The organism is Bacteroidota bacterium, assembly GCA_038746285.1.
Classification (GTDB): Bacteria; Bacteroidota; Rhodothermia; order Rhodothermales; family JANQRZ01; genus JANQRZ01.
This window is the reverse complement of sequence record JBCDKT010000019.1, coordinates 22,382-44,150: the sequence shown is the minus strand read 5'-3', so window position 1 is coordinate 44,150 and position 21,769 is coordinate 22,382. Positions and strand designations below refer to the sequence as shown.

Here is a 21,769-nt window from a genome sequence, read left to right as displayed (position 1 = left end):
GTGCGTGTGCTGGTTTCCTGGTTTCTAGCCCCCGCACCCTATGCAGATCACCGACCCGACCTCCGCCGAGCACCCCGCCTTCACGTTCGTCAAAGCCTCCGGCGGGATCGAGGAGTACCGCCTGGACAGCAACGGCCTGACGGTGCTCCTGCTGCCGCAGGCCGCCGCGCCGGTCGTGACGTTCATGGTGACCTACCGCGTCGGGAGCCGGAACGAGCGTGCCGGGCTGACGGGTGCGACCCACCTCCTCGAACACCTCATGTTCAAGGGGACGGCGCGCTACAACAAGGACGACGGGACCGCCATCTTCCCGACCCTCCAGCGCGTCGGCGCCGCCGTCAACGCGACGACGTGGTTCGACCGGACGAACTACTTCGAGCTCCTCCCGAGCGAGCACCTCGGCCTCGCCGTCGAGGTCGAGGCCGACCGGATGCGGAACGCGCGCGTCCGCGACGAGGACCTCGCGAGCGAGCGGACCGTGGTTCTCAACGAACTCGACCGGGGCGAGAACGACCCCACGCGCAAGCTCCTCCAGGCGCTCCACGCGACGGCCTACTTCGCCCACCCCTACGGGCACCCGACCATCGGCTGGCGCTCGGACGTGGAGACCGTCACCGCCGCCGGGCTGCGGCACTTCTACGACACCTACTACTGGCCCGACAACGCGACAGCCTCAGTCATCGGCGACTTCGACCGGACCGACGCCCTCGACCTTGTCGAGCAGCACTTCGGGGCGATCCCGGCGGCGCCGGACGCCTTCGAGCACCCCGTCACGGCCGAGCCGCCCCAGGCCGGCGAGCGCCGCGTGACGGTCCGCCAAGCGGGGCAGCTGGGGGCGGTCATGCTCGGGTTCAAGTCGGTCGCCGCGCTCGACGCCGACGCCGACGCGCTCGACGTGCTCTCGGTCGCCCTCGGGTCGGGCAAGAGCAGCCGCCTCTACCGCCGCCTGACCGACCAGGGCCTGACGACGAGCGTCTTCGCCTACGCCCCGCGCCTGCGCGACCCCGGCCTGTTCATCGTCTACGGCGCGCTCGCGCCCGACGTGACCCACGCCGAGGTGGAGGCCGCGCTGTGGGAGACGCTGCAGGCGGTCGCCGACGAGGGGCTGACGGAGGCAGAGATCGAGCGCGCCCGCAACCAGGTCGTCGCCCAGGAAGCCTTCGGGCGCGACGGGCCGTACGCCATCGCCTCCCAGCTCAACGAGGCCGTCGCCGCCGGCGACTGGACGCTCTACACCACCTACCTCGACCGGATCGAGCGCGTCACCGCTGAGGCCGTGCAGGCCGCCGCCCGCCGCCTCTTCGACCGCGACCGCCTGACCGTTGGGGTCTACGACCCAGTTTCTGGTCCCTAGTTTTCGGTTTCTAGTCTCCCGCTCATCAATCCTTGCCCCTGTGTCCGACTACAAACTAGAAACTAGAAACAAAAAACCCGATGCCTTTGCCGAGCGCGTCCACGAAGCCGACGCCGGCGCGGCGCGCGTCCTCACGCTGCCGACGCCGGTGGACCGCGTGGTCTCGTTCCGGGGCTCGTTCGAGACGCTGCCGGACTTCGGAGCAGCAGAGGAGCTGGAGCAGAAGCTCGTCACGATGATGCTCGACAAAGGCACGCTCCGGCGCGACCGCTTCGCCGTAGCCGAGGCGCTCGAGAACCGGGGCGTCCAACTCCACTTCAACGCGGGCGGCGTCCGGTGCGGGTTCTCCGGCCGGGCCCTCCGCGACGATCTCCCCGACGTGCTTGCGCTCCTGGCCGAGCAGCTCCGCGAACCCCTCTTCGACGCGGGCGAGTTCGAGAAGGTCAAGGCCCAGCACGCGGCCTCGCTCCGCCGCTCGCTCGACAACACGGGCAGCCAGGCGTCGGGGGCACTCGCGCGCCGGCTCTACCCGGCCGACCACCCCAACTTCCAGCCTGACGTTGGGGCGATGCTGGACCGGCTGGAGGCGCTCTCGGTCGAGGACGTGCGGGCCTACCACGCGGCGCACCTCGGCGGGCGCGGCCTCCTCGTCGCCTTCGCCGGGGCCTGCGACCCCGAGGCCACCGCCCGTCTCACGGCCGACACCCTCGGCGACTGGCCGGTGCCGACCGCCGCCGCTTCCTTCGCCGCGGCTGCCGACGCCGGGCCGCCGGGCCGGGTCGAGGTCGAGATCGCCGACCGGCAGAACCTCGACGTCCGCTTCGGGCACCCCGTCGCGCTCCGCCGCGACAGCGACGACTTCCTCGCGCTCCACCTCGGCAACTACGTCCTCGGCGGCAACTTCTCGGCACGCCTGATGAGCACCGTCCGCGACGAGCAGGGGCTGACCTACGGGATCGGCTCGGCGCTCTCCGGCGTCCGCGTAGAGTACGAGGGCTACTGGCGGATCGCGGTCACGCTCAGCGGCGACGCCCTGGAGCGTGGCATTGAGGCGACGCGGGAGCAGGCGCGCCTCTTTGTCGAGGGCGGCATCACACAGGCGGAACTGGAGGAGAAGAAGCAGACGCTCACCGGGGCCTACAAGGTCGGCCTCGCTACGACCGGCGGCCTTGCCGGGGCGCTCCTGACGAACGCCGAGCGCGGGTTCGGGGTCGCCTACCTCGACGACTTCCCGCGCCACGTCGGCGCGCTGACGGTGGAGCAGGTCAACACCGCCATCGCCCGTCACCTCGACGCCGAGCGGCTGCACCTCGCCGTCGCCGGCACGCTTCCTGCGCAGCACGCGGGATGACCCACCTGCTGCGCGGCCTCGCCGGGCTGCTCCTCGGTGCCGCTCGTGCTGGCGGAGAGCGGCGAGGCGCGCGTCGCGGTCTTCGCCGTGCTCGGCCATGAGGTCGCCGTGCTCCACGACGTGCGGCTGCCGAGCGGGGACTGCCTCGTGCGCGGCACAGCCAGCACGGAGGCGGCGGCGCAGCGGCTCACGGTCGTCCGCTAACCTGGCGGCTGCACACCGTCTTCGCCCGCCCGGCCCCGCCTTCGGCGGAACGAACGGTACGGCGAGGTCGTGAAATAACCTCCATTCGCCGAGCGCCCAGGGCACGTTCTGTTCTGTCTCTTCCCTGCGCCCGCCCGGCCTCACCTCTCATCCGCATCCTCTCCCTAGCATGAAGAACCCCAACGAAGTCCTCCACGCCTACCTCACCGACATGCACGCGGTCGAGAGCCACATCCTCGAAGCCGTCGAGCGCCAGCTGAACGGCGAGGCCATCAAAGACTACCCCGAGGCCGGCCGCGTCGTCCGCACCGTGCACACGACGCTCGAACAACACACGACCGCGCTCCAGAACCTCATCGAAGCCCGGCAGGACGGCGCGAGCATCAAGGGTGCGCTCAAGGAAGCCCTCGGCGACGCCCTCGGCTTCGCAGCCGGTCTCTACGACAAGGTGCGCCCCGACGAGGTCTCGCGCATGATCCGCGATAACTACACCGCGCTCGGCCTCGCCGCGGTCTCGTACCACATGCTCCACACGACGGCGCTCGGCCTCAAGAACGACAACGTCGCGAGCATGGCGCTGCGCCACCTCAAAGACCTCACACCGGTCCTCGTCGACCTGTCGAAGGTTGTCTGCCACGTCGTCGCCAAAGAACTGGCCGACGAGGACAAGGTCTTCGACGGCACCGTCGGCCCGCAGGCCGTGTCGAACACCCAGGAGGCCTGGTCCGGCAACCACGTCGAAGCCTGAGCACACCGCGACGACGGAACGCAAACTAAGAGAGGCCGATGCCCACCGCGGCGTCGGCCTCTTGCTGTACAGAGGAGTTACCCGTTCACCGTCCTCCGTCTCACCGTCCTCTGTCCTACCGTCCTCCGTCTCACCGAATGATGATCATCCGGTCGTCGTCGAGGTCGCGGTCGGAGATCGCCGAGGCCGTAGACTTGGCGTCGGGCATGAGCCAGGCCAGGAGGAGGTAGATCGGGATGGCCGCCCCGGAGCCCGCGATGAGTGCGATCACGAACGCGATCCGCACGAGCGTCGGGTCGATGCCGAGCGCCTCGCCGATGCCGCCGGCGACGCCGAACAGCTTACGGTTGGTGCGCGACTTCGCGAAGCGGCCACGGCGGCGTTCGTAGCGGGCCCGGCGGTCCGACCGGCGCTCGGTCTTGCGCTCGCGGCGGTCCTGCTTGCGCTCGCGGCGCGACGCGGTCCGGCCAGCCTGCGCGCGGGCGCGGCGGCGGGCGGCCCGCTCGCGCTGCTTCTGCTTGCGGCGCTTCCGGTCCGGGCTCCACGAGAGCACCCCGAAGCCGAGCAGGATGATTAGCACCCCGATCAGCCACGGCCCGACGAGCGCCGAGAAGTCGAAGCCCGAGGCGAAGAGGCCGAGTTCCTGCAGCAGGTACGCCGAGCCGACCGTGATCGTCGAGAGGCCGGCGATCGTGGGGAGGTTCCAGATGCCGGGTTTCTCCTCCTCTGCTTCCTTGGCGTGGAGGAAGTCCGCGATGTCATCGTCGGTGATGTCGTCGTCGAGGCCGTAGGCTGCCTCGTAGGCGAACACCTCGTCCGGCTCGCGGGCCTCGCCGTCGGACGGTTTGCGGTTCCGGGTGCGTGCGCTCATGGGGTGCAGGATCGAATACAGGTCGAATGTACGTTGCGCCGGAGCCTGTTGTTGCGCTCGGGCGCGGCCGGCCAGGAGGCGCTCGCCGAAGGCAATGTGAAGATTGACGCAACGCGTCAAGACAGGGGAACGCGCCTTGACGCACTGCGTCATAAGCGCCATAACAAGACGACCCGCTCCATGCCCCGACTCATCAAGCGCTACGGCAGCCGCAAGCTCTACGACACCGGCGATAGCCGGTACATCTCCATGCAGGAGGTGGCCGGGCTCATCCAGTCCGGCGAGCAGATCGAGGTCGTGGACAACAAGTCGGGCGAGGATGTGACCGTACCGGTGCTCACCCAGGTGATCTCCGAGCAGGGGCGGCGCGGCAACTCGTTCCCGAGCAGCCTGCTCCACGACTTGATCCGGGCTGGCGAAGAGGCTTTGCAGGCCGGTGAGGACGCCGTCACCACGGGCGTCCGCCAGCTCCAGCAGGGCGTCGAGGGAATCGTGCAGAAGGCGTCGCGCAGCACCCTCGGCAAGCTCCGGCAGCCGAGCCCGATGCAGGACGAGATGGCCCGGCTCCGCGAGCGCCTCGACGCGCTCGAAACCTCGCTTGGCCGCCTCGCCGAAGACCAGCAAGACCGCAGCAACACCGACTAACCCCGGTCCCGTCCCACAGGACCGTTCCCGCTACCAACCCAACCTCCTACCGACATGAACCAGACCATCCAGGACGCCACTCGAGCCTTCCGCAACACGGCCGACACCCTCGTCGAGGCCGCGCGCGACGTGTACTACGCCGGCATCGGGCTCGCGGCCATGATCGAAGAAGAAGTCGCCGACGGCTTCGACGCGCTCGTCCGCGAAGGCCGCCGCACCGAGCGGGGCCGCGTGCGCACGCTCACAGCGAAGGCCGTCACCGAGACCAAAGAAGACGTGCGCGAGGCTCGGCAGGAGATCGAGCAGGTCGGCGAGCAGATCGAGGCCGTCAGCAGCGAGGTCGAGACGCGCATCGTCGAGATGATCGGCACGGCGCTCAACCGGATGAACATCCCGACGCGCGACGATGTCGAGTCGCTCAAGCGCAGCGTGGACCGGCTCAACAAAAAGGCCGTCGCCCTCCGCTCGGCGTAACGCACCGCGGCATCGCCCCACTCAACCAGCAGACCCTAGAGGACCTTATCATGGCAAAGAAAAAGAACGATCTCCCGACCGACGTCCAGGAAGCTACCGAGCGCGTGCTCCTCGCGGGCGTCGGCGCACTTGCCGTCACCGAGAAGCAGGGCAGCAAGCTGTTCAAGAAGCTCGTCAAGAAAGGCAAGAAGTACAACGGAGCCGGCCTCGAGCAAGTCGAGCAGATCCGCAAGCAGGTCGAGGGCCGCGCCGGGCAGGTCAAGCGCGACGTGGACCAGCAGACCGGCAAGGTCAAGAAGGTGATCGACACCCAGGTGGACAAGGTCCTCCAGGTGGCCGACGGTGCCCTCGGCGGCCTCGAGCAGCGCGTCCAGGACGCCGTGACGGTCGCCCTCCAGGGCCTCGGCATCCCGACCCGCGACGAGATCGCCGCGCTCCGCACGAGCGTGCACCAGCTCTCGAAGAACCTCGACGCCCTCCGCAAGGAGCGGGCGATGGAGGCCGAGGCGCAGCCCGAGGTCGAGGCCCGCGCCACCGGCAACGGCTGGTATGAGGTCGTCGTCCACGGTGCTGTGACCGAGAAGGTGCACGGCGAGGACGAAGCCGTCGAGCGCGTCGCCGAGCTGCAGCGCGAGAACGCGACCCTCACCGCCGCCGAGCGCGCGGCGGGCGTCGAGGCCGTCCAGGGCGGCGGCGGCTGGTACCAGGTCAAGCTCCACGGCCTTGTGGTCGGCAAGGTGCAGGGCAAGAGCGCGGCCGAGACTGCCGTGGCAGAGCTAGAAGCGCAGCGGTAACGCGCCCTTTGTACGGGCGCTGTTGCCGATCTTACGGGGGTGCAAGCGGCCGCCGGCCTTCGGTGCCGGGACCAGCCGCTGGCACCCCCTTCTTTGTGCCGGCTTTGGCCGGACGGTTCGCCGTCCGATCATAGATCCGGCATTCCATGCTATGCTCCGCGATGACTGACACCGATTCCACCGGCACCGCACCAGGTGCCCGCTCCACGGTCGGCCTTGCGCTGGCCGGGGGCGGACCCGAGGGCGCGATCTACGAGATCGGCGCGCTGCGGGCCCTCGAGGAGGCCATCGAGGGGATCGACTTCGCCGACGTGCCGATCTACGTCGGCGTCTCGGCCGGCGCGTTCGTCGGGGCCTGCCTCGCCAACGGCATCTCGACGGCGCAGCTCTGCCGGAGCGTGGTCCACGACGAGCCTGGCGAGCACCCGTTCCGCCCGGACCTGTTCATGGTCCCGGCCTACGGCGAACTCGCCCGGCGCAGCATCTCAGTGCCGGTTCACGTCGTCGAGGGGCTGGCCGACTGGCTGTTCAAGCACGACTTCGAGGGTGGCGTCGTCGCGGCGCTCATGGGACGGCTCGGGCGGGCGCTGCCGGTGGGGCTCTTCAGCAACACCGGCATCCGGGACTATCTCCGCAAGGTGTTCTCGATCAAAGGCCGCACGACGGACTTCCGCAAGCTCCGGGGCCACCTCACGATTGTAGCCTCGGATTTGAATTCGGGCGAGTCCGTCCGCTTCGGCGAACAGGGCCTCGACCACATCGACATCGCCGAGGCCGTGCAGGCTTCGACCGCGCTGCCGGTGGTCTATCCGCCCGTCACGATCGAGGGACGGGAGTACGTCGACGGCGTGCTGCTCAAGACGGTCCACGCCTCCGTCGCGCTCGAAGCGGGGGCCGACCTCGTGCTCTGCGTCAACCCCATCGTGCCGGTCGACACGGCGCGGGCGGTGGAGCAGGGGATCATGCGCCGCGGCAAGCTGATCGACCGGGGGATGCCGGGCGTGCTTGCGCAGACGTTCCGCACGCTGATCCACTCGCGCCTCGCCACCGGCATCGCGGCCTACGAGGCGCGCTACGAGGGGGCCGACATCCTCCTCTTCGAGCCGAGCCGGGAGGACTACCAGATGTTCTTCACGAACGTCTTCTCGTTCGACTCGCGCAAGGCCGTCGTGGAGCACGCGTACCACGCCACGCTCGGCAGCTTGGCCGAGCGCCGCTCGGTGCTGGCCCCGGTCTTGGCCGAGCACGGGCTGCGGCTGCGCGACGAGGTCCTCGACGACCCGGCCCCGCGCCTCTGGGCGGGCGTCGGGCTGGACCTGATGGAGGAGCCGCTGCAGATCGACGAAGACGACCGAGGCACGCCGGTGGCGCGCACGCTGCGCGACGTGCTCGCCCGCCTCGACGCTGTCCTGGACCGCGCTGCCTGACGGTTCCTCGCCTTCCTCACCTCGTCCGCACGCGACCGTGCCCCCTCGCATCATTATCAAAGCCGTCGCCTTTCCCGTGCTGCTGGGGCTGCTGCTGCTGGCTGTCAAGAGCCAGGACCGTGCGGCGGACATCGACGAAGTTGGGTACAAAACGCAAGAGTTGAACGAGCTCCAGGCGGAGACGGTGTTTCTGGGATCGAGCCGCACGTACCGTCACGTAGATGTCACCCGCTTCGACAGTCTGAGAGGCGGTGGCAACAGCTATAACTTCGGCATGCGAGGCGGGACGGCCCTGGAGGTGCACTACCAGGCCGAGCGCATGCTGGAGCTGCCTCACGTCAGGTGGCTCGTTCTGGAGCTAGGCACGGTCCGGCCTCTGGTGCGGCTCGAGAATCGGGATACGCGTCGGACCTACTACTACCACGACCTGCGGCGGGTAAAGCTGGCATCGGATGTTACTTTGGCGTTCGATATGCCCCTGATGCGCCGGCTCGAGATCATACGCGGTCGGCTCAAGGTAGCGCTAGACCACTACTTCCTCGTCGGTCAGGGCGAGGCGCTCATCACCGGGCGGACGGTAGAGCCGGAGCCCTTCTCTCGGTTCGACCGGCGAGGGTTTTCTGCCCTGGACTATGCGGAGAACGCGGGCCGGCGCAGCGAGGCTTTTCGGCACCCGAAGGGCCAGGAGGCTTTTCGCCGTAAGCTGGAGCGGCTACGGCACCGAGACGCAGAGCCGACAGCGGCAGACTCTGCGATGGCGAGCATCTGGATCGACCTCTACCGACGCGCTGAAGCACAGGACGTCGAGGTCTACTTCGCCGAGCAGGTCGGCGAAGTAGGCTTGGACGGGCTAGCCCGTGTGCTGGGCGATGCGCTTCCGCCGGGGCATCTCATCATCCTCAACGATATGGAGCGCTATCCAGGTCTCTTCGATCCTGACCTCTGGTTCGACCCGGGTCACCTCAACGAGCGCGGCGCAGAGCAGGTCACGGATATTCTCGCCGCTCGCCTTCCCCCGGCGTCCTCCTAGCTCTGCCGCGCCGTGCTCTTCAACTCGCTCGCCTTCCTCCTCTTCTTCCCCCTCGTCGTCGGGGGCTACTTCCTCTGGCCCCCCCGCCACCGCTGGATGCTGCTGCTGGCGGCCAGCTACTTCTTCTACGGCTGGTGGCGCGTCGACTACCTCGCCCTCATCCTCTTCTCGACGCTGGTAGACTACGTCGCCGCGCTAGCGATGGGGCGGCGCGAGACCCGGGCCGGGCGGCGGCCGTTCCTGCTCTTGAGTCTGGCCTCGAACCTGGGGCTGCTCTTTAGCTTCAAGTATTTGGGCTTCTTCACGAGCACGGCCGACGCGCTGGCTCGCCTGGGGGGCGGGTCGTTTCCGGTGGTGGAGCTGCTCTTGCCGGTGGGGATCAGTTTCTACACGTTCCAGACGCTGGCGTACACGATTGACGTGTACCGGGGCCGTCAGGAGCCGGAGCGGCATCTGGGGATCTTCGCCTTGTACGTGAGCTTCTTTCCGCAGCTGGTGGCGGGTCCGATCGAGCGCAGCCAGCACCTCTTGCCGCAGTTCCACCGGCAGTTCGAACTCGACGAGGCGCGCATCGCGCTCGGACTACGGACCATGCTGTGGGGGTTCTTCATCAAGTGCGTCGTCGCCGACCGCCTTGCGCCTTACGTGGACCTCGTCTACAATGACCCTGGCGGCTTCTCGGGCCTCGCCGTCTGGACGGCAACCTACGCTTTCGCCTTCCAGATCTACGGCGACTTCGCCGGCTACAGCCTGATCGCGATTGGCGCGGCGCGCGTGATGGGCTACGACCTGATGGACAACTTCCACCGGCCCTACTTCTCGAAGTCGATCTCGGAGTTCTGGCGGCGGTGGCACATCAGCCTCTCGACCTGGTTCCGGGATTACCTCTACATCCCGCTCGGCGGCAACCGGGTGGCGCGCTGGCGGTGGTACGTGAACATGATGGTCGTCTTCGCCGTCAGCGGGTTGTGGCACGGGGCGGCGTGGACGTTCGTGGTGTGGGGCGTGCTGCACGGGGCCTACCTCGCGGTCGGCGCGGCGACGGGAGGGTTCCGGGACCGGCTCTGGGCGCGCGCCGAGGCCGCCTACCGCCGGGGCATGCAGCGGGGCGAGGTCGTCGAGCGGATGGGCGTCGACGTGCCGGTGCCCGGTGGCGCCGTGCGGCGGTGGTGGCAGATGCTGCTCACGTTCCACCTCGTGCTGCTGGCGTGGGTGTTCTTCCGGGCCGAGGGTGTGGAGGGAGCGGTCACGCTGATCGAGCGGGCGTTCGCCGTGGTTCCGGGCACGCACGCCTCGCCGTGGTTGCCGGGCTTCACAGACGCCGACATCGTCATCACCGCGCTGGCTGTGCTCGCCCTGGTCGCCGTGGACCTCTTGGAGCGCCGCCGCTCGTTCGCTGAGCGGCTGGACGCGCTCGCGTGGCCGGTGCGCTGGGGCGTCTACCTCGTCCTCGCCGCCGTGGTCGTCCTCTTCGGGTCGTACGGCGAGACGACCTTTATTTACTTCCAGTTCTGATACGCTACCCCGACTCTACGGCTCCAGCCTCGGACCCTTGTTGACGGGGCCAGCAGCACACGACGGCATGTGGCCCGAGCGCTATGCTGCGTAGGCGACCGTGCGGCGGCGCGGCGTGACGGTGTCGCCCAGGGCGGTGCAGCAGAGGAGGATGAGCCCGACCCAGATCACGTCCGTCATGAGGAGGTGGACGAGCTGGAGCGGGACCGGAGCCATCAGCCGCACGTTGAGGACCCCGATCATGAGCTGCGTGAAGTAGAGGCTGAGGATGCCGAGACTGAGGAAGTACGCCTTGCGCCGGCCCGTCCGGCGGACCAGCAGGAACGTGGCCAGCACCCCCACGCCGACCACGAGGGCGAGCAGCGGGTGGTAGATCCGCAGCCCGACGAGCGCCGCCACGACGGGGTCGGAGGCCGGGTCGATGCCGCCGCCGATCGTGAGCGTGTCGCCGAGCGCGGTGACGGCTCCACTCGCGCCGAGGATGAAGACGCCCGCGACGGTCGCGGCGAGCGTCGCGCCGAGCGCGCCGCTGCCCCGGAACCGGGGGGCGTGCCCGCCGCCGGCCCACCACGCGGTCAGCGTGATCGCCGTCAGCAGGAGAAACGTGTTGAGCAGATGCGCCGCGATCACCCACCCGCGCAGCACCGATACGTTGTAGGCCACGAGTTCGAGCTTCACGAGCGCCATCCCAACCAGTGCCTCGGTGCCCATCAGGATGACGGTCCACGCGGCGGCCTTCCGCACCTTCGAGCCGCGCGGGAAGACCCTGAACGCCCAGACGCCTAGCCCGAGGGCGAGGAAACCGGCCAGGCCGCTCGTCAGCCGGTGGCCGAACTCGACGAGCGTCGCCATCGTCTCGGCGCGGGGGATGACCTCGCCGTTGCAGAGCGGCCAGTGGTCGCCGCAGCCCGCGCCCGAGCCCGTCGCGCGCACGAACGCGCCCCACAGGATGACGAAGCCTGTGTAGATCAGGAGCACCCAAGCGAAGGCGACGAAGCGGCGTACCGAAGGACTCATCGGGAGCGAAGCGAGTGGGTTCGGCGAAATAAGGCGCTCGGCGCGGTTCGGTTCCGGCGGAACAGGTGGATTCTTGCGGAGCACACAGCGCGCGCGTGGATCACGCAGAGGGGGCAAACAGAAGCGCGGCGGCCTCTCCGGTTCCGAGAGGCCGCCGCGTCGAAGCCGTGCCCCGCGCACGCTAGCGGACGAGCGTGACGCGCCGGGTCGCCGCCTGGCCACCGGCTTCGAGCCGGACCAGGTAGACGCCGCTCGGCAGCGTGCCGGCGTCGAAGCGGACGGTGTGGGGACCGGCTTCCCGGACCCCCTCTGCGAGCGTGGCGACGCGCCGCCCCATCATGTCGAAGACCTGCAGGCTGACCGCGCCCGTGGCCGGGAGCGCGAAGTCGATCTCGGCCTGGCCCCGGAACGGGTTGGGCCGGGCCGGGGCGAGCGTGAGCGCCGCCGGCAGCGCCGACGAGGCCGAGGACGCGAAGTCTACGTCCAGGCCCTCGTCGCTTGCCGCGCGCGACACCGGCTGGAAGTCAGCGGTGAAGCACGGCTTGCACTTGCCGAACTCGAAGATGCGCTGGACGTCGTCGTCGCTCAGCAGCGCGTGGAACACCTCCACCTCGTCGAGCAAGCCCAGCTCGTCGTTCGGCCCAAACTGCGCCGAGCGGTGCTGGTACATCGGCCCCGCGTGCGTGATCGGGCCGAGCGCTACCCCCGTCGCCGTGCCGAAGGGCAGGCCGTCGACGTAGAACCGCGCCGTCGTCGAGAGCGCGTCGTGGTCAATCGTCACGCCGATGAAGCGCCACGTGCTCGGCGTGACCGGGAACGGCGCGCTCGTCAGGTCGAACCCGATCACACCGTCCCCGATGGTGACGTTGATCACCCAGTCAGTGTTGTTGACGCGGCGGAGCATGACCTCGTAGCCGTTGCGGTCGGGCACGTCGAAGTTCGAGACGATCGTGAAGAAGTCCGAGACGAACGTCGGGGCGATCTGCACCCAGGCGTCGACCGTCAGGTCGTCGTTGTTGACGGCGAGCGACGGGTCGGGCGCGATCTCGATGTGGTCGCCCAGGGACGGGAATTCGGCGGCGCGGCCGACGACGCCGGGGACGGTCGCAACGCTGCCTACGGGCGTGCCGTTGTTGGCGGGCGAGGTCAGCGAGGCGAGGTCGAGGAAGGTCCCGGTGAAAGCGTCGTAGTCGGTCCACACTTCGAGGCCGCCGGGCGGGGCCGGGCACGAAACCGACTGGAGCGCGCCGTTCGTGTTATAGGCCCCGAGGTAGCCGTCCCGGCTGCCGTTCGAGGTGATCGGCGAGGCCGCGCTCACAACCGTACCCGAGGAGAAGATGGGCGTCCCGCCGAACTCGCCCGCGGCGACGTGCGCCCCCGAAGTCGTTTTCACGGCCACCCCATAGCCGATGTCGCGCTGGTTCTGGGCGATCCGGTTGGCGAAGCGAAAGCCGCCGCCCGCGTCGTAGCTCGCGATCCACGCGTCGTAGTTGCCCACCGTCGGGAGGATGTAGCTCGCGCCGCCGACGAACGGGTCGAAGTCCACCGGTCCGGCGCGGAAAGTGCCGGTGGCATAGACGTTCCCGCAGAGGTCCGCGTCGATCCCGAGCCCGGCGTCGATCTGCGGCCCGCCGAACGGGACGACCCACAGCGGCGACCCGGCGATGTCGTAGGTGGCGATGAACGCGTCCACGCTCCCGTTGCTCGGGAACGAGGGGCCGTTGAAGTTTGTCGTGGCGGCAAACGTCCCGGTGACGCGGATGCCGTTCGGGCTGGCGCTGATGTCGTAGCCGCGCTGCACGCTCGGGCCGCCGATCTGGATCGCGTTGAACGGAGCGAAGAGCGTCGGGGAGCCGGGCGTGGTGGCGAGGTAGCACGCCGCAAACGCATCGTCGTTCGCGGTGGAGGTCAACAGGAACGTGCCCGCGCTGGGGTCGAAGTCGGCGGTGTTGCGGAACCGACCCGTGACACACGGCACGTTGGGCCGCAGCAGGCTGAGCCCCAAGCCCTCGTCGCGGCCTAGACCGCCGACGAGAAACGCGTCGAAGAGCGCGCCGCCCCCGGCGTCGTACCCCGCGACAAACACGTCGCTGTTGGTGCCGGCCGCCGCGAGGACGGCCCCGCCGAAGTCGGCGTTGTCGACGATGGAGCCGGTGGCCCAGACGTTGAACGGCGGGAACGCGTTGACGTCGAGGTCCTGCCCGATCTGGTCGTCCGGCCCGAAGATGGGGGCCAGCCAGAGAAAAGCAGGCGTGACCCCGGATACATCGTACGCCGCTACGAACGCGTCGAGTCCGCCGCCTGCCGGCGCAGTGGCGATGCCCGTGAGGCTAGGGTCGAAGTCGGGCGTGCCCTCGTACTGGCCGGTGACGTAGAGCACGCCGTCCTGGTGCATCACGTCGTTGGCGACCTCGCGCCCGGGCGTTCCAATCGCAAAGGCCCAGCGCACGGTCCCGCCGGGGTCGTAGGAGGCGACGAACGCGTCGGTGTTGCCCGCCGAGGTGAGCGCGAGCGAGCCGGCGCTGGGATCGAAGTCCGACGTGGCCCGGAAGGCACCGACGAGGTACGTGTTGCCCAGGTCGTCGTAGTGGGCCGCGTTGGCGGCGTCCGGCTGCGGTCCCCCGACGCCCAGCGGGTACTGGGCGAGGGCAGGTGCGGCGGCGAACAGTACGACGAGTGCCGTAAGTGGAAAGCGAAGAATTAAGTTCATGACAGCAAGGGTTTGTGGGTGAAAATATCATGGTATAACACCGCGCCTCACAAAAGCAAGGGGCGGCCCTCCGCAGAGAGCCGCCCCGGTGGAGCATCCGTGCTCGGGACTGGCTTAGAAGCCCATCCCGCCGCCCATGCCGCCCATGTCGGGCATCGCGGGCGCAGCCGCTTCCGGCTCCGGCTTGTCGGCCACGACCGACTCCGTCGTCAGCAGCAGGCCGGCCACCGACGCGGCGTTCTCGAGCGCGGTGCGCGCGACCTTCGTCGGGTCCACGACGCCGTGCTCGATGAGGTCGCCGTACTCCTCGGTGCGGGCGTTGAAGCCGAAGGTGCCTTCGCCCTCCTTGACCTTCTGGACGACGATCGAGCCTTCGAGGCCGGCGTTCGAGGAGATCTGGCGGAGCGGCTCTTCGAGCGCGCGGCGCACGATCCCGACGCCGATCTTCTGGTCCTCGTTCTCGGTCTCGACGTTGTCGAGCGAGCCGAGCGTGCGGATGAAGGCGACGCCGCCGCCGGGGACAATACCCTCTTCGACGGCCGCACGCGTGGCGTGGAGCGCGTCTTCGACGCGGGCCTTCTTCTCCTTCATCTCGACCTCGGTCGCGGCACCGATCTTGAGGACCGCGACGCCGCCCGACAGCTTGGCGAGGCGCTCCTGGAGCTTCTCGCGGTCGTAGTCGGAGGTCGTGTTCTCGATCTGGCCGCGGATCTGGCCGATGCGGGCCTTGATCGTGTCCTCGGTGCCGGCCCCGTCCACGACGGTCGTCGTGTCCTTGTCGATCACGACGCGCTTGGCGCGGCCGAGGTAGTCGAGCGTGGCGTTCTCGAGGCGGTAGCCGCGCTCCTCGCTGACGACGGTGCCGCCGGTGAGGGTCGCGATGTCTTCGAGCATGGCCTTGCGGCGGTCGCCGAAGCCGGGGGCCTTGACGGCCGCCACGCGGAGCGTGCCGCGCAGCTTGTTCACGACGAGCGTGGCGAGGGCCTCGCCGTCGATGTCCTCGGCGATGATGAGGAGCGGCTGGCCCATCTGGGCGACCTTCTCGAGGACCGGGAGGAGGTCCTTCATCGCGGAGATCTTCTTGTCGTGGATGAGGATCATCGGGTCCTCGAGCGCGACCTGCATGTTGTCCGGGTCGGTCACGAAGTACGGGCTGAGGTAGCCGCGGTCGAACTGCATGCCCTCGACCGTGTCGAGCGAGGTCTCGGTGCCCTTGGCTTCCTCGACCGTGATGACGCCGTCCTTGCCGACCTTCTCCATCGCCTCGGCGATGAGGTCGCCGATCTCGGAGTCGTTGTTGGCCGAGATCGAGCCGACCTGGGCGATTTCGTTCTTGCCGCCGACTTCGCGGCTGAGCGTCTTCAGCTCGGCGACGACGGCGGTGACCGCCTTGTCGATGCCGCGCTTGAGGTCCATCGGGTTGGCGCCCGAGGTGACGTTGCGGAGGCCGGCGTTCATGATCGCCTGGGCGAGCACGGTCGCGGTCGTCGTGCCGTCGCCGGCCACGTCGGAGGTCTTCGAGGCGACCTCCTTGACCATCTGCGCGCCGACGTTCTCGATCTTGTCGTCGAGCTCGACTTCCTTCGCGACGGTGACGCCGTCCTTGGTGACGGTCGGGGCACCGAACTTCTTCTCGATGATCACGTTGCGGCCCTTCGGCCCGAGCGTGACCTTGACGGCGTTGGCGAGCTTGTCGACGCCGCTTTTGAGGCTGTTGCGCGCCTCGGTGTCAAAAGTGATTTGCTTAGCCATGGTGTGTGGTCTGTCTCAGAGTTGGGGAATGGGGGAGAGGGGCGTTCTTAGCCCTTGACGACGCCGAGGATGTCGCTCTCGCGCATGATCATCACCTCGTCACCGTCGACGGTGATCTCGGTGCCGGCGTACTTGCCGTAGAGCACGGTGTCGCCTTCCTTGACGGTCATGTCGACGTGCGTGCCGTTCTCGACTTTGCCCTTGCCGACAGCGAGGACGGTGCCGCGCTGCGGCTTCTCTTTGGCCGTGTCGGGAATGATGAGGCCGCCGGAGGTCGTCTCCTCGGCGTCCTGCGGCTTGACGACGACGCGGTCGGCGAGCGGCGTGATGCTGATAGCCATAGGTACTAGGTAGTTGAAGTGAGCGGGTGTAAACTGCGGGGTGAACCCAAGTGCGTTGGCACTCCCTGTCTGAGAGTGCCAGGCGTACGTACCGGGTGCCGGCACGGAGGATTCGAGACCGCAATGAAGAGTGCGTTAAGCAAACCAACCCCGGGCGACCGGTGGAGCGGAGCGGGCTGGGCGCTCGCCCTCGCAGCCGTGCTCGTGCTCCTCGTTCCGGCCGTGCTCCCGCCGTTCGTTGGGCCTGGTGTGCGCGCCGTGCTGCACGCCGCGTTCGACCCGTTCTGCCATCAGCTCGCGGACCGCTCGTTCGCCGTCGGCGGCGTGCCCCTCGCCCTGTGCCACCGCTGCACCGGCGTCGTCGCGGGGCTCGCGCTCGGGGCGCTCGCGCTGCCGGGGCTCCGCCGGTGGCTTGCCGGGTTCGCTCGCTACGAGGGCCTGTGGGTGCTCGTCGCTGTCGTGCCCGCCGCGCTCGACTGGGGCGGCGGCGTGCTCGGCCTCTGGGCCAACACGGTCGGCAGTCGCTTCGCGACGGGGTTATGGTTCGGTCTCGTCATCGGGGTGCTCTTCGCCCGCGCCCTCGCCGTGCGGAGAGCGCGACCCGCGCCTGCCTCACCGTAGTCGTTCTGCGCGTCGGCTGCTAGCGGGGAATAGGGCGCGCAGGCTATCTTGCCTCGCCTCCCTGCCCCCGCCTGTCATGCCCAGCAAACAGTCCTCGATCCTGGTCGGTGCGCTCACGGTCGGCGTGCTCTCTACGTCCTACCTCGGCCTCATCAACGCGCTCTGCTGCCTGGGCGTGATGATCGGAGCGGCGGTGGCGGTGTGGCACTACACCGACACGCACGCGCTCACGATTGCCGGAGGAACTGGAGCCGGGATCGGCGCTGCGGCCGGAGCGCTCGGGTCCATCGTCTCAGCGCTACTCACCCTGCTGCTGCTTGCGCTGGGGCTGGACGGCGGAGCTATCGAAGACCTGGTGATGGACCGGTTCCGGGGGATGATGACGGAGGAGCAGATCCGCGACATCGAGGCGCAGCAGGAGGCGTCGCGTACCGTGACCGGCTGGCTCTCGGGCACCCTGCTTGGGGCCCTGCTCTTCGCCGTCTTCGGCGCCATCGGCGGCGCCGTCGGCGCTGCGCTCTTCAAGAAAGGCGGGCCGGAGCCAGAGTTTTAGAGAGTGGGAGAGTGGGAGAGTGGGAGAGTGGGAGAGTGGGAGAGTGGGAGAGTGGGAGAGTGGGAGAGTGGAATAAAAACCGCGAAATTTACCGACCCCGTCGCGCTCCGCGACTACCTTTCTGTCCTCTGTCCTCTGTCCTCTGTCCTCTGTCCTCTGTCCTCTGTCAGCGCATCGAGCGACGGCTGCGCGGGGCGTCGAGGATTTCCTTGAGCACGAAGGCGTCGCGGGCGCTGCCCGGCTGGCGGAGGCGGCGGGCGAGGTCGCGGCGCGACGCGTCGCCCTCAGTCTTGACTTCGAGCGGCGTCGAGAGGTCTACGTCGCCGAGCGGTTTCTGGGGAATGCGCTTGGGGGCTACGCGCTCCGGGCGGGCCTGAGTGCGCGTCTGGAAGGCGGGACGCCGCTCGAAGACCTCCTCCGAGAGTGGGTTCTCCCGGCCGAAGCCGTGCGCCTCGTGCTCGAACTCGCCTACCTCCCGGAACTCGTCGGGCCGCTCGGCCAGGGCTCGGGGCTGCGGTTCCGGCTGCTGCCGCTCCGGCTCGGCCTGCTCGGCGAGGGCCTCGCGGATCTGGCGGAGCGCCTCGCTGAGCGGGTCGCGCGCCGGCTGGGGCTCTGGCTGCTCGGCCGAGGTCGCCTCCAGTTCGGGCCGCGCGCGCCGCGCCCGCTTCGCCGGCTGCGGTTGCTTCGCCGGCTGCTGGCGCTTCTTCCCGAAGAGCCGCTGGAACAGCGGGAACAGGAAGATCAGCAGGAAGATGATCAGGTCAAAGTCCATCCGGGTCGGGAGTCGAGAGTCAGGATGTCGGGGGTGGGAGCTTGGGAGATCTGGCTTCAGACCTGCGATCTAGAACAGCGTCGGGTTCTGCTCGCGCCGGACGAGGGTGTCGATCAGGCGGCGGCTAGCGCGGGGGAAGGCGAGGTCGTCCAGGTCTTCGACGGCCACCCAGCGCATCGGTTGCGCCGCGTGGTGAACGGGCGTGCCCGCCACGAGGCGGCAGGCGAAGGCGTGGAGCGTGATCTTGAAGTGCGAGTACGCGTGGTCGATCCGGTCGAGCGGCTCGCCGACCTCGACCTCTATGCTCAGTTCCTCCTGCAGCTCGCGCCGGCACGCCTCGGCGACGGTTTCGCCTGGCTCGACCTTGCCGCCGGGGAACTCCCACAGGCCGCCGAGCATCGCGTCGGTCGGGCGTTGCTGGACGAGGACGCGGCCCTCGTCGTCGAAGAGGACGCCGACGGCGACATCGCGATGAGGCACGGGCTTTTTCTTTTTGGCGATGGGGTAGCGGGTCGGGTTGCCCTCGGCGCAGGCGGTGCAGACGGCGCGAAGGGGGCTCGCCCGGCAGCCGGCCGGGGTGCAGACCGTCGCGCCGAGTTCCATCACGCTCTCGTTGAACCGGCCGGGGTGGTCGCGGTCGAGGAGCGCGTCGGCGAGGGCCTGGAGGTGGCGGCGGGTGCGGCCCGAGGTCACGTCGTCGCCGATGGCGAAGACGCGGGTGAGGACGCGGATGACGTTGCCGTCGAGCACGGCGAGCGGGACGCCGTGGGCCAGCGAGAGCACGGCGGCGGCGGTGTACGGCCCGACGCCCGGCAGGCTGCGGATCTCGGCCTCGGTCTCCGGCATCCGGCCATCGAAGGCGTCCACGACCTGCTGCGCGGCGCGGTGGAGGTTCCGCGCCCGGCTGTAGTAGCCCAGCCCCTCCCACGCCTTCAGCACGTCGTCGAGGTTGGCCGCGGCGAGGGCGTCGACGGTCGGGAATGTGGCGGTGAAGCGCTCGTAGTAGGGCCGCGCCTGGTCGACGCGGGTCTGCTGGAGCATGATCTCGGAGAGCCAGACGCGGTACGGGTCGCGCCGGCCGTCCGGTCCGGTCTCGCGCCACGGCATCGGGCGGCGGACCTGCTCGAACCAGGCCGCGAGCGGCCCGTGGAAGGCGTCGAGGTGTCGCTGCTCGACGCGGCCGACGTACCCCTCGCTCATCCCGGTGCCACGTCGATCACGAGCACGAGGGTGTCCTGCGGCTCGCCCCCGAGGCGCTGCTCGACGAGGACGAACTCGCGCCCGCGCTCGGCGGGCAGCGTCCTCCAGTAGAACGACCGGCCGACGAGCCAGCTCAGCGCCGGCGCGCGGAGCACGCGGTAGGTCGAGGCCGACGTCCCGGGCAGCGCCGTCACGAGCGGCTCGCCGGAGCGGACCGAGAGCTGGAGCGTGTCGGCCGCAGCGGCAGAGGCAGGAGCGGGCGGGGCGGGCGCAGCAGCCAGGAGCAGGACGGCCACGAAGAGGACGACGGGGAGGAAGCGCACAGAAATGGCGAGGTTGGGCGGGTAGGGAGAAGGTACGCCCGGCCCCGAAGCGCGATCCCCTCGTCGGCTTGGAGGAACGCACCGATCTCACCCGCACTCCGCGCCAACGCTCCCGTCACCCACGCGAAACCCGCCTACCCCTCCGTTCCCTCCACGCCGAACAACCACTGTCACGCTGCGAAACCCTACCCCAGCCCACCGGTAGCCGGGTTGATGACGAACGCCGCCGCTCACGCACAGGACCTACGCAAAAACTGTCATCCTGAACTCGGTCCGGGATCTGTCGCCGCATGCTTGCTCCGTTCGGGGAGATTCCGAAACGAGTTCGGAATGATACGATGGGTGGTGCGTACATCCTGCTGCGTGTTCATGCTCAGCGTGCTCTGCGCAGCCTCGGCGAGAGCGCAGCCTGCCGATACCTCGGCCGTGCGCTGGACGCTCGTCGCCGACGGGCGCGACGCCCCGTGGCCGCTCGACCGGCCGCTTCCGGCGGACAGCCTCGGCGCGGCAGCGACGGGGGTGTTGCAGCACGTCCAGCGCGAGGGCTACTACTTCGCCGCCGTCGACTCGGCGCAGGTGAGCGGGCAGGTCGGAACGCTGTTCGTCTCCCGGGGCCCTCGCGTCGAGGTGGCGTCGGTCGAACTCCGGGGCGCGGCGGCGCTCGACGCCGACCGGCTGCGGGGCCAGATGCAGACGCGCCCCGGCCGGCCGCTGGACCCCGACGTGCTGCGCGCCGATCTCGACGCGGTGCTCCGGGACTACGAGCGTGCCGGCTACCCGCTCGCGCAGGCGACCCTCGGCGAGGTCGAGGTCGACGAGGCAGGGCTGCGCCTGACCATCCGCATCGCGGAAGGGGAGACGCTGGCTTTCGGAGCCATCGAACTGACGCCGGCCGGGCGCACGTCGCCCGCGTTTGCCGCCCGCACGGCCGGCCTCCAACCCGGCGCGCCGCTTGCCGCCTTCGACTCCGACGGCATCCGGCGCGGGCTGGAGGAGACGGGCCTCTTCGAGTCGGTCGGGGCACCGCAGCTCGCGCTCGGGACCGACGGCACGGCGACGGTGCGGGTGCCCGCGACCGAGGCCCCTCCGGGCACGTTCGACCTCGTCTTCGGCTACCTCCCGCCGAACGCGGGGGAGGAGAGCGGGTCCGTCGTCGGCAACGGGTCGCTGCTGCTGCGCAACCTCTTCGGCCGGGGCCGGAGCCTCGCCCTCGAACTCGTCCGCAACCCCGGCCTCGTCTCGTCGGTCGACGTGCGCGTCGCCGATCCGTTCGTGTTCGGCCTGCCGCTCCGGCTGGAGGCGCAGTTCGCGGGCTACCAGCAGGACTCGACGTTCCAGCGCCAGCGGTTCGGGCTCGAAGCGGGCTACCGGTTTGCGCCGGGCCTGGAAGGCTTCGTCACGGCCAGCCGCGAGTTCGTCGAGGCGGGGATCGCGGGCGTCGTGCTCGTCGAGGGGCGGCAGCGCATCCCCCAGGCCGACGCCTTCTTCGCTGGCGTCGGCGTGCGCTACCGGCGGGTCGACGCGCGGCTGAACCCGCGCCGGGGGCTGTGGCTCCAGACCTCGCTCGAGCAGGGCGTCAAGCGGCGCGACCTCGCGGCCGACACCGCCGCCATCGCCGAGCCGGTGAGCATCAGCCAGCAGCGGCTCGTCGCCGAGGCCCGCCTCTTCATCCCGACCCTCCGGCGGCAGGTACTCGTCCTCGGTGGCGACGCGGCGTTCCTGCTCGGCGAGGTCTACGACGACAGCGACCTCTTCCGCTATGGCGGGGCGACCTCGCTGCGCGGCTACGACGAGGAGCGCTTCCGGGGCAACATCGTCGGGCGGGGGATCATCGAGTACCGCTACCAGATCGACCGGACGTCCTACGCGTTTCTCTTCACCGATCTCGGCTACGTCGAGCGCCCAGTGACAACCGGCATCCTGGCCGACCGCTCGTTCCGCCCCGGCTACGGGCTGGGCATTCAGTACCGCACCCCGCTCGGCCTGGTCGCGGTCAGCTACGCCCTCAACCCCGACGACGGACCGACGCGCGGCAAGGTCCACCTCGGCCTCTCTGTCGGGTTGTAG

The 21,769-nt window shown here is 69.4% G+C and carries 21 protein-coding genes; 13 read left to right on the top strand and 8 right to left on the bottom strand.

Annotated elements, in window-relative coordinates; all coding sequences use genetic code 11:
• The first annotated feature begins 40 nt into the window (after window positions 1-40).
• The 4 genes from AAGI91_08190 to AAGI91_08175 all read left to right on the top strand — a co-directional run bounded on the left by AAGI91_08190 (window position 41) and on the right by AAGI91_08175 (window position 3,657).
• Window positions 41-1,354, top strand: coding sequence for a pitrilysin family protein (locus AAGI91_08190; GenBank protein MEM1042593.1), 1,314 nt, complete (start codon window positions 41-43; stop codon window positions 1,352-1,354).
• 40 nt (window positions 1,355-1,394) lie between these two features.
• Window positions 1,395-2,705 (top strand): pitrilysin family protein, encoded by a 1,311-nt coding sequence (locus tag AAGI91_08185; protein ID MEM1042592.1) that lies wholly within the window; start codon window positions 1,395-1,397, stop codon window positions 2,703-2,705.
• Window positions 2,706-2,741: 36 nt separating this feature from the next.
• Window positions 2,742-2,909, top strand: coding sequence for a hypothetical protein (locus tag AAGI91_08180; GenBank protein ID MEM1042591.1), 168 nt, complete (start codon window positions 2,742-2,744; stop codon window positions 2,907-2,909).
• Between the two features lie 169 nt (window positions 2,910-3,078).
• Window positions 3,079-3,657, top strand: a complete 579-nt coding sequence (locus AAGI91_08175) for a hypothetical protein (protein MEM1042590.1) — start codon at window positions 3,079-3,081, stop codon at window positions 3,655-3,657.
• A 130-nt stretch (window positions 3,658-3,787) separates the two neighbouring features.
• Here the strand turns inward: AAGI91_08175 and AAGI91_08170 are convergent, their stop codons facing one another.
• Window positions 3,788-4,528, bottom strand: a complete 741-nt coding sequence (locus AAGI91_08170; protein MEM1042589.1) for a PspC domain-containing protein — start codon at window positions 4,526-4,528, stop codon at window positions 3,788-3,790.
• 180 nt (window positions 4,529-4,708) lie between these two features.
• Here AAGI91_08170 and AAGI91_08165 point away from each other — a divergent pair, with 180 nt between their 5' ends.
• The 6 genes from AAGI91_08165 (at window position 4,709) to AAGI91_08140 (ending at window position 10,413) form a co-directional block, all read left to right on the top strand.
• The gene (locus AAGI91_08165) at window positions 4,709-5,173 is read left to right on the top strand and encodes a polyhydroxyalkanoate synthesis regulator DNA-binding domain-containing protein (protein ID MEM1042588.1); all 465 of its coding nucleotides are present in this window, start codon (window positions 4,709-4,711) and stop codon (window positions 5,171-5,173) included.
• Window positions 5,174-5,227: 54 nt separating this feature from the next.
• Window positions 5,228-5,647, top strand: coding sequence for a phasin family protein (locus AAGI91_08160; GenBank protein ID MEM1042587.1), 420 nt, complete (start codon window positions 5,228-5,230; stop codon window positions 5,645-5,647).
• 50 nt (window positions 5,648-5,697) lie between these two features.
• Window positions 5,698-6,441, top strand: coding sequence for a phasin family protein (locus AAGI91_08155; protein ID MEM1042586.1), 744 nt, complete (start codon window positions 5,698-5,700; stop codon window positions 6,439-6,441).
• Between the two features lie 161 nt (window positions 6,442-6,602).
• Window positions 6,603-7,868 carry a patatin-like phospholipase family protein gene (locus tag AAGI91_08150; protein MEM1042585.1) on the top strand — a complete coding sequence of 422 codons (1,266 nt, stop codon included), beginning with the start codon at window positions 6,603-6,605 and terminating at the stop codon, window positions 7,866-7,868.
• Window positions 7,869-7,944: 76 nt separating this feature from the next.
• Entirely contained in the window at window positions 7,945-8,898 is a 954-nt protein-coding gene (locus tag AAGI91_08145) for a hypothetical protein (GenBank protein MEM1042584.1), read from the top strand.
• A gap of 12 nt (window positions 8,899-8,910) precedes the next feature.
• Window positions 8,911-10,413 carry an MBOAT family O-acyltransferase gene (locus AAGI91_08140; protein MEM1042583.1) on the top strand — a complete coding sequence of 501 codons (1,503 nt, stop codon included), beginning with the start codon at window positions 8,911-8,913 and terminating at the stop codon, window positions 10,411-10,413.
• Between the two features lie 81 nt (window positions 10,414-10,494).
• Here the strand turns inward: AAGI91_08140 and AAGI91_08135 are convergent, their stop codons facing one another.
• The 4 genes from AAGI91_08135 to groES all read right to left on the bottom strand — a co-directional run bounded on the left by AAGI91_08135 (window position 10,495) and on the right by groES (window position 16,233).
• Window positions 10,495-11,430, bottom strand: a complete 936-nt coding sequence (locus AAGI91_08135; protein MEM1042582.1) for a COX15/CtaA family protein — start codon at window positions 11,428-11,430, stop codon at window positions 10,495-10,497.
• Window positions 11,431-11,611: 181 nt separating this feature from the next.
• Window positions 11,612-14,140 carry a LamG-like jellyroll fold domain-containing protein gene (locus AAGI91_08130; protein ID MEM1042581.1) on the bottom strand — a complete coding sequence of 843 codons (2,529 nt, stop codon included), beginning with the start codon at window positions 14,138-14,140 and terminating at the stop codon, window positions 11,612-11,614.
• A gap of 114 nt (window positions 14,141-14,254) precedes the next feature.
• The gene (gene groL / locus AAGI91_08125) at window positions 14,255-15,892 is read right to left on the bottom strand and encodes a chaperonin GroEL (GenBank protein MEM1042580.1); all 1,638 of its coding nucleotides are present in this window, start codon (window positions 15,890-15,892) and stop codon (window positions 14,255-14,257) included.
• 47 nt (window positions 15,893-15,939) lie between these two features.
• On the bottom strand, window positions 15,940-16,233 hold the full coding sequence (groES, locus tag AAGI91_08120; protein ID MEM1042579.1) for a co-chaperone GroES: 294 nt from the start codon (window positions 16,231-16,233) through the stop codon (window positions 15,940-15,942).
• Between the two features lie 123 nt (window positions 16,234-16,356).
• Between groES and AAGI91_08115 the strand changes: the two genes are divergently transcribed.
• Both AAGI91_08115 and AAGI91_08110 read left to right on the top strand, forming a co-directional pair.
• Window positions 16,357-16,854: a DUF2085 domain-containing protein gene (locus AAGI91_08115; protein MEM1042578.1), complete on the top strand. Its 498-nt coding sequence runs from the start codon at window positions 16,357-16,359 to the stop codon at window positions 16,852-16,854.
• Window positions 16,855-16,930: 76 nt separating this feature from the next.
• The gene (locus tag AAGI91_08110; GenBank protein ID MEM1042577.1) at window positions 16,931-17,407 is read left to right on the top strand and encodes a hypothetical protein; all 477 of its coding nucleotides are present in this window, start codon (window positions 16,931-16,933) and stop codon (window positions 17,405-17,407) included.
• Window positions 17,408-17,573: 166 nt separating this feature from the next.
• On the opposite strand, the gene AAGI91_08105 is transcribed toward AAGI91_08110, so the two are convergent.
• From AAGI91_08105 to AAGI91_08095, 3 genes are all read right to left on the bottom strand, one after another.
• Window positions 17,574-18,179 carry a hypothetical protein gene (locus AAGI91_08105; GenBank protein ID MEM1042576.1) on the bottom strand — a complete coding sequence of 202 codons (606 nt, stop codon included), beginning with the start codon at window positions 18,177-18,179 and terminating at the stop codon, window positions 17,574-17,576.
• A gap of 69 nt (window positions 18,180-18,248) precedes the next feature.
• A complete protein-coding gene (mutY, locus tag AAGI91_08100; GenBank protein ID MEM1042575.1) occupies window positions 18,249-19,379 on the bottom strand; it encodes an A/G-specific adenine glycosylase in 1,131 nt (376 codons plus the stop codon).
• Window positions 19,376-19,702 (bottom strand): hypothetical protein, encoded by a 327-nt coding sequence (locus AAGI91_08095; protein MEM1042574.1) that lies wholly within the window; start codon window positions 19,700-19,702, stop codon window positions 19,376-19,378. Before AAGI91_08095 ends, mutY begins: the two co-directional genes overlap by 4 nt.
• 426 nt (window positions 19,703-20,128) lie before the next feature.
• Here AAGI91_08095 and AAGI91_08090 point away from each other — a divergent pair, with 426 nt between their 5' ends.
• The gene (locus tag AAGI91_08090) at window positions 20,129-21,769 is read left to right on the top strand and encodes a BamA/TamA family outer membrane protein (protein MEM1042573.1); all 1,641 of its coding nucleotides are present in this window, start codon (window positions 20,129-20,131) and stop codon (window positions 21,767-21,769) included.

What these genes read in the sequence shown, in the direction of transcription:
- AAGI91_08160 (MEM1042587.1), top strand. Translation starts at nt 5,228, where the DNA reads ATGAACCAGACCATCCAGGACGCCACTCGAGCCTTCCGCAACACGGCC.
- mutY (MEM1042575.1), bottom strand. Translation starts at nt 19,379, where the DNA reads ATGAGCGAGGGGTACGTCGGCCGCGTCGAGCAGCGACACCTCGACGCC.
- AAGI91_08150 (MEM1042585.1), top strand. Translation starts at nt 6,603, where the DNA reads ATGACTGACACCGATTCCACCGGCACCGCACCAGGTGCCCGCTCCACG.
- AAGI91_08165 (MEM1042588.1), top strand. Translation starts at nt 4,709, where the DNA reads ATGCCCCGACTCATCAAGCGCTACGGCAGCCGCAAGCTCTACGACACC.
- AAGI91_08110 (MEM1042577.1), top strand. Translation starts at nt 16,931, where the DNA reads ATGCCCAGCAAACAGTCCTCGATCCTGGTCGGTGCGCTCACGGTCGGC.
- AAGI91_08155 (MEM1042586.1), top strand. Translation starts at nt 5,698, where the DNA reads ATGGCAAAGAAAAAGAACGATCTCCCGACCGACGTCCAGGAAGCTACC.
- AAGI91_08175 (MEM1042590.1), top strand. Translation starts at nt 3,079, where the DNA reads ATGAAGAACCCCAACGAAGTCCTCCACGCCTACCTCACCGACATGCAC.
- groES (MEM1042579.1), bottom strand. Translation starts at nt 16,233, where the DNA reads ATGGCTATCAGCATCACGCCGCTCGCCGACCGCGTCGTCGTCAAGCCG.
- AAGI91_08170 (MEM1042589.1), bottom strand. Translation starts at nt 4,528, where the DNA reads ATGAGCGCACGCACCCGGAACCGCAAACCGTCCGACGGCGAGGCCCGC.
- AAGI91_08105 (MEM1042576.1), bottom strand. Translation starts at nt 18,179, where the DNA reads ATGGACTTTGACCTGATCATCTTCCTGCTGATCTTCCTGTTCCCGCTG.
- AAGI91_08190 (MEM1042593.1), top strand. Translation starts at nt 41, where the DNA reads ATGCAGATCACCGACCCGACCTCCGCCGAGCACCCCGCCTTCACGTTC.
- AAGI91_08130 (MEM1042581.1), bottom strand. Translation starts at nt 14,140, where the DNA reads ATGAACTTAATTCTTCGCTTTCCACTTACGGCACTCGTCGTACTGTTC.
- AAGI91_08115 (MEM1042578.1), top strand. Translation starts at nt 16,357, where the DNA reads ATGAAGAGTGCGTTAAGCAAACCAACCCCGGGCGACCGGTGGAGCGGA.
- AAGI91_08135 (MEM1042582.1), bottom strand. Translation starts at nt 11,430, where the DNA reads ATGAGTCCTTCGGTACGCCGCTTCGTCGCCTTCGCTTGGGTGCTCCTG.
- groL (MEM1042580.1), bottom strand. Translation starts at nt 15,892, where the DNA reads ATGGCTAAGCAAATCACTTTTGACACCGAGGCGCGCAACAGCCTCAAA.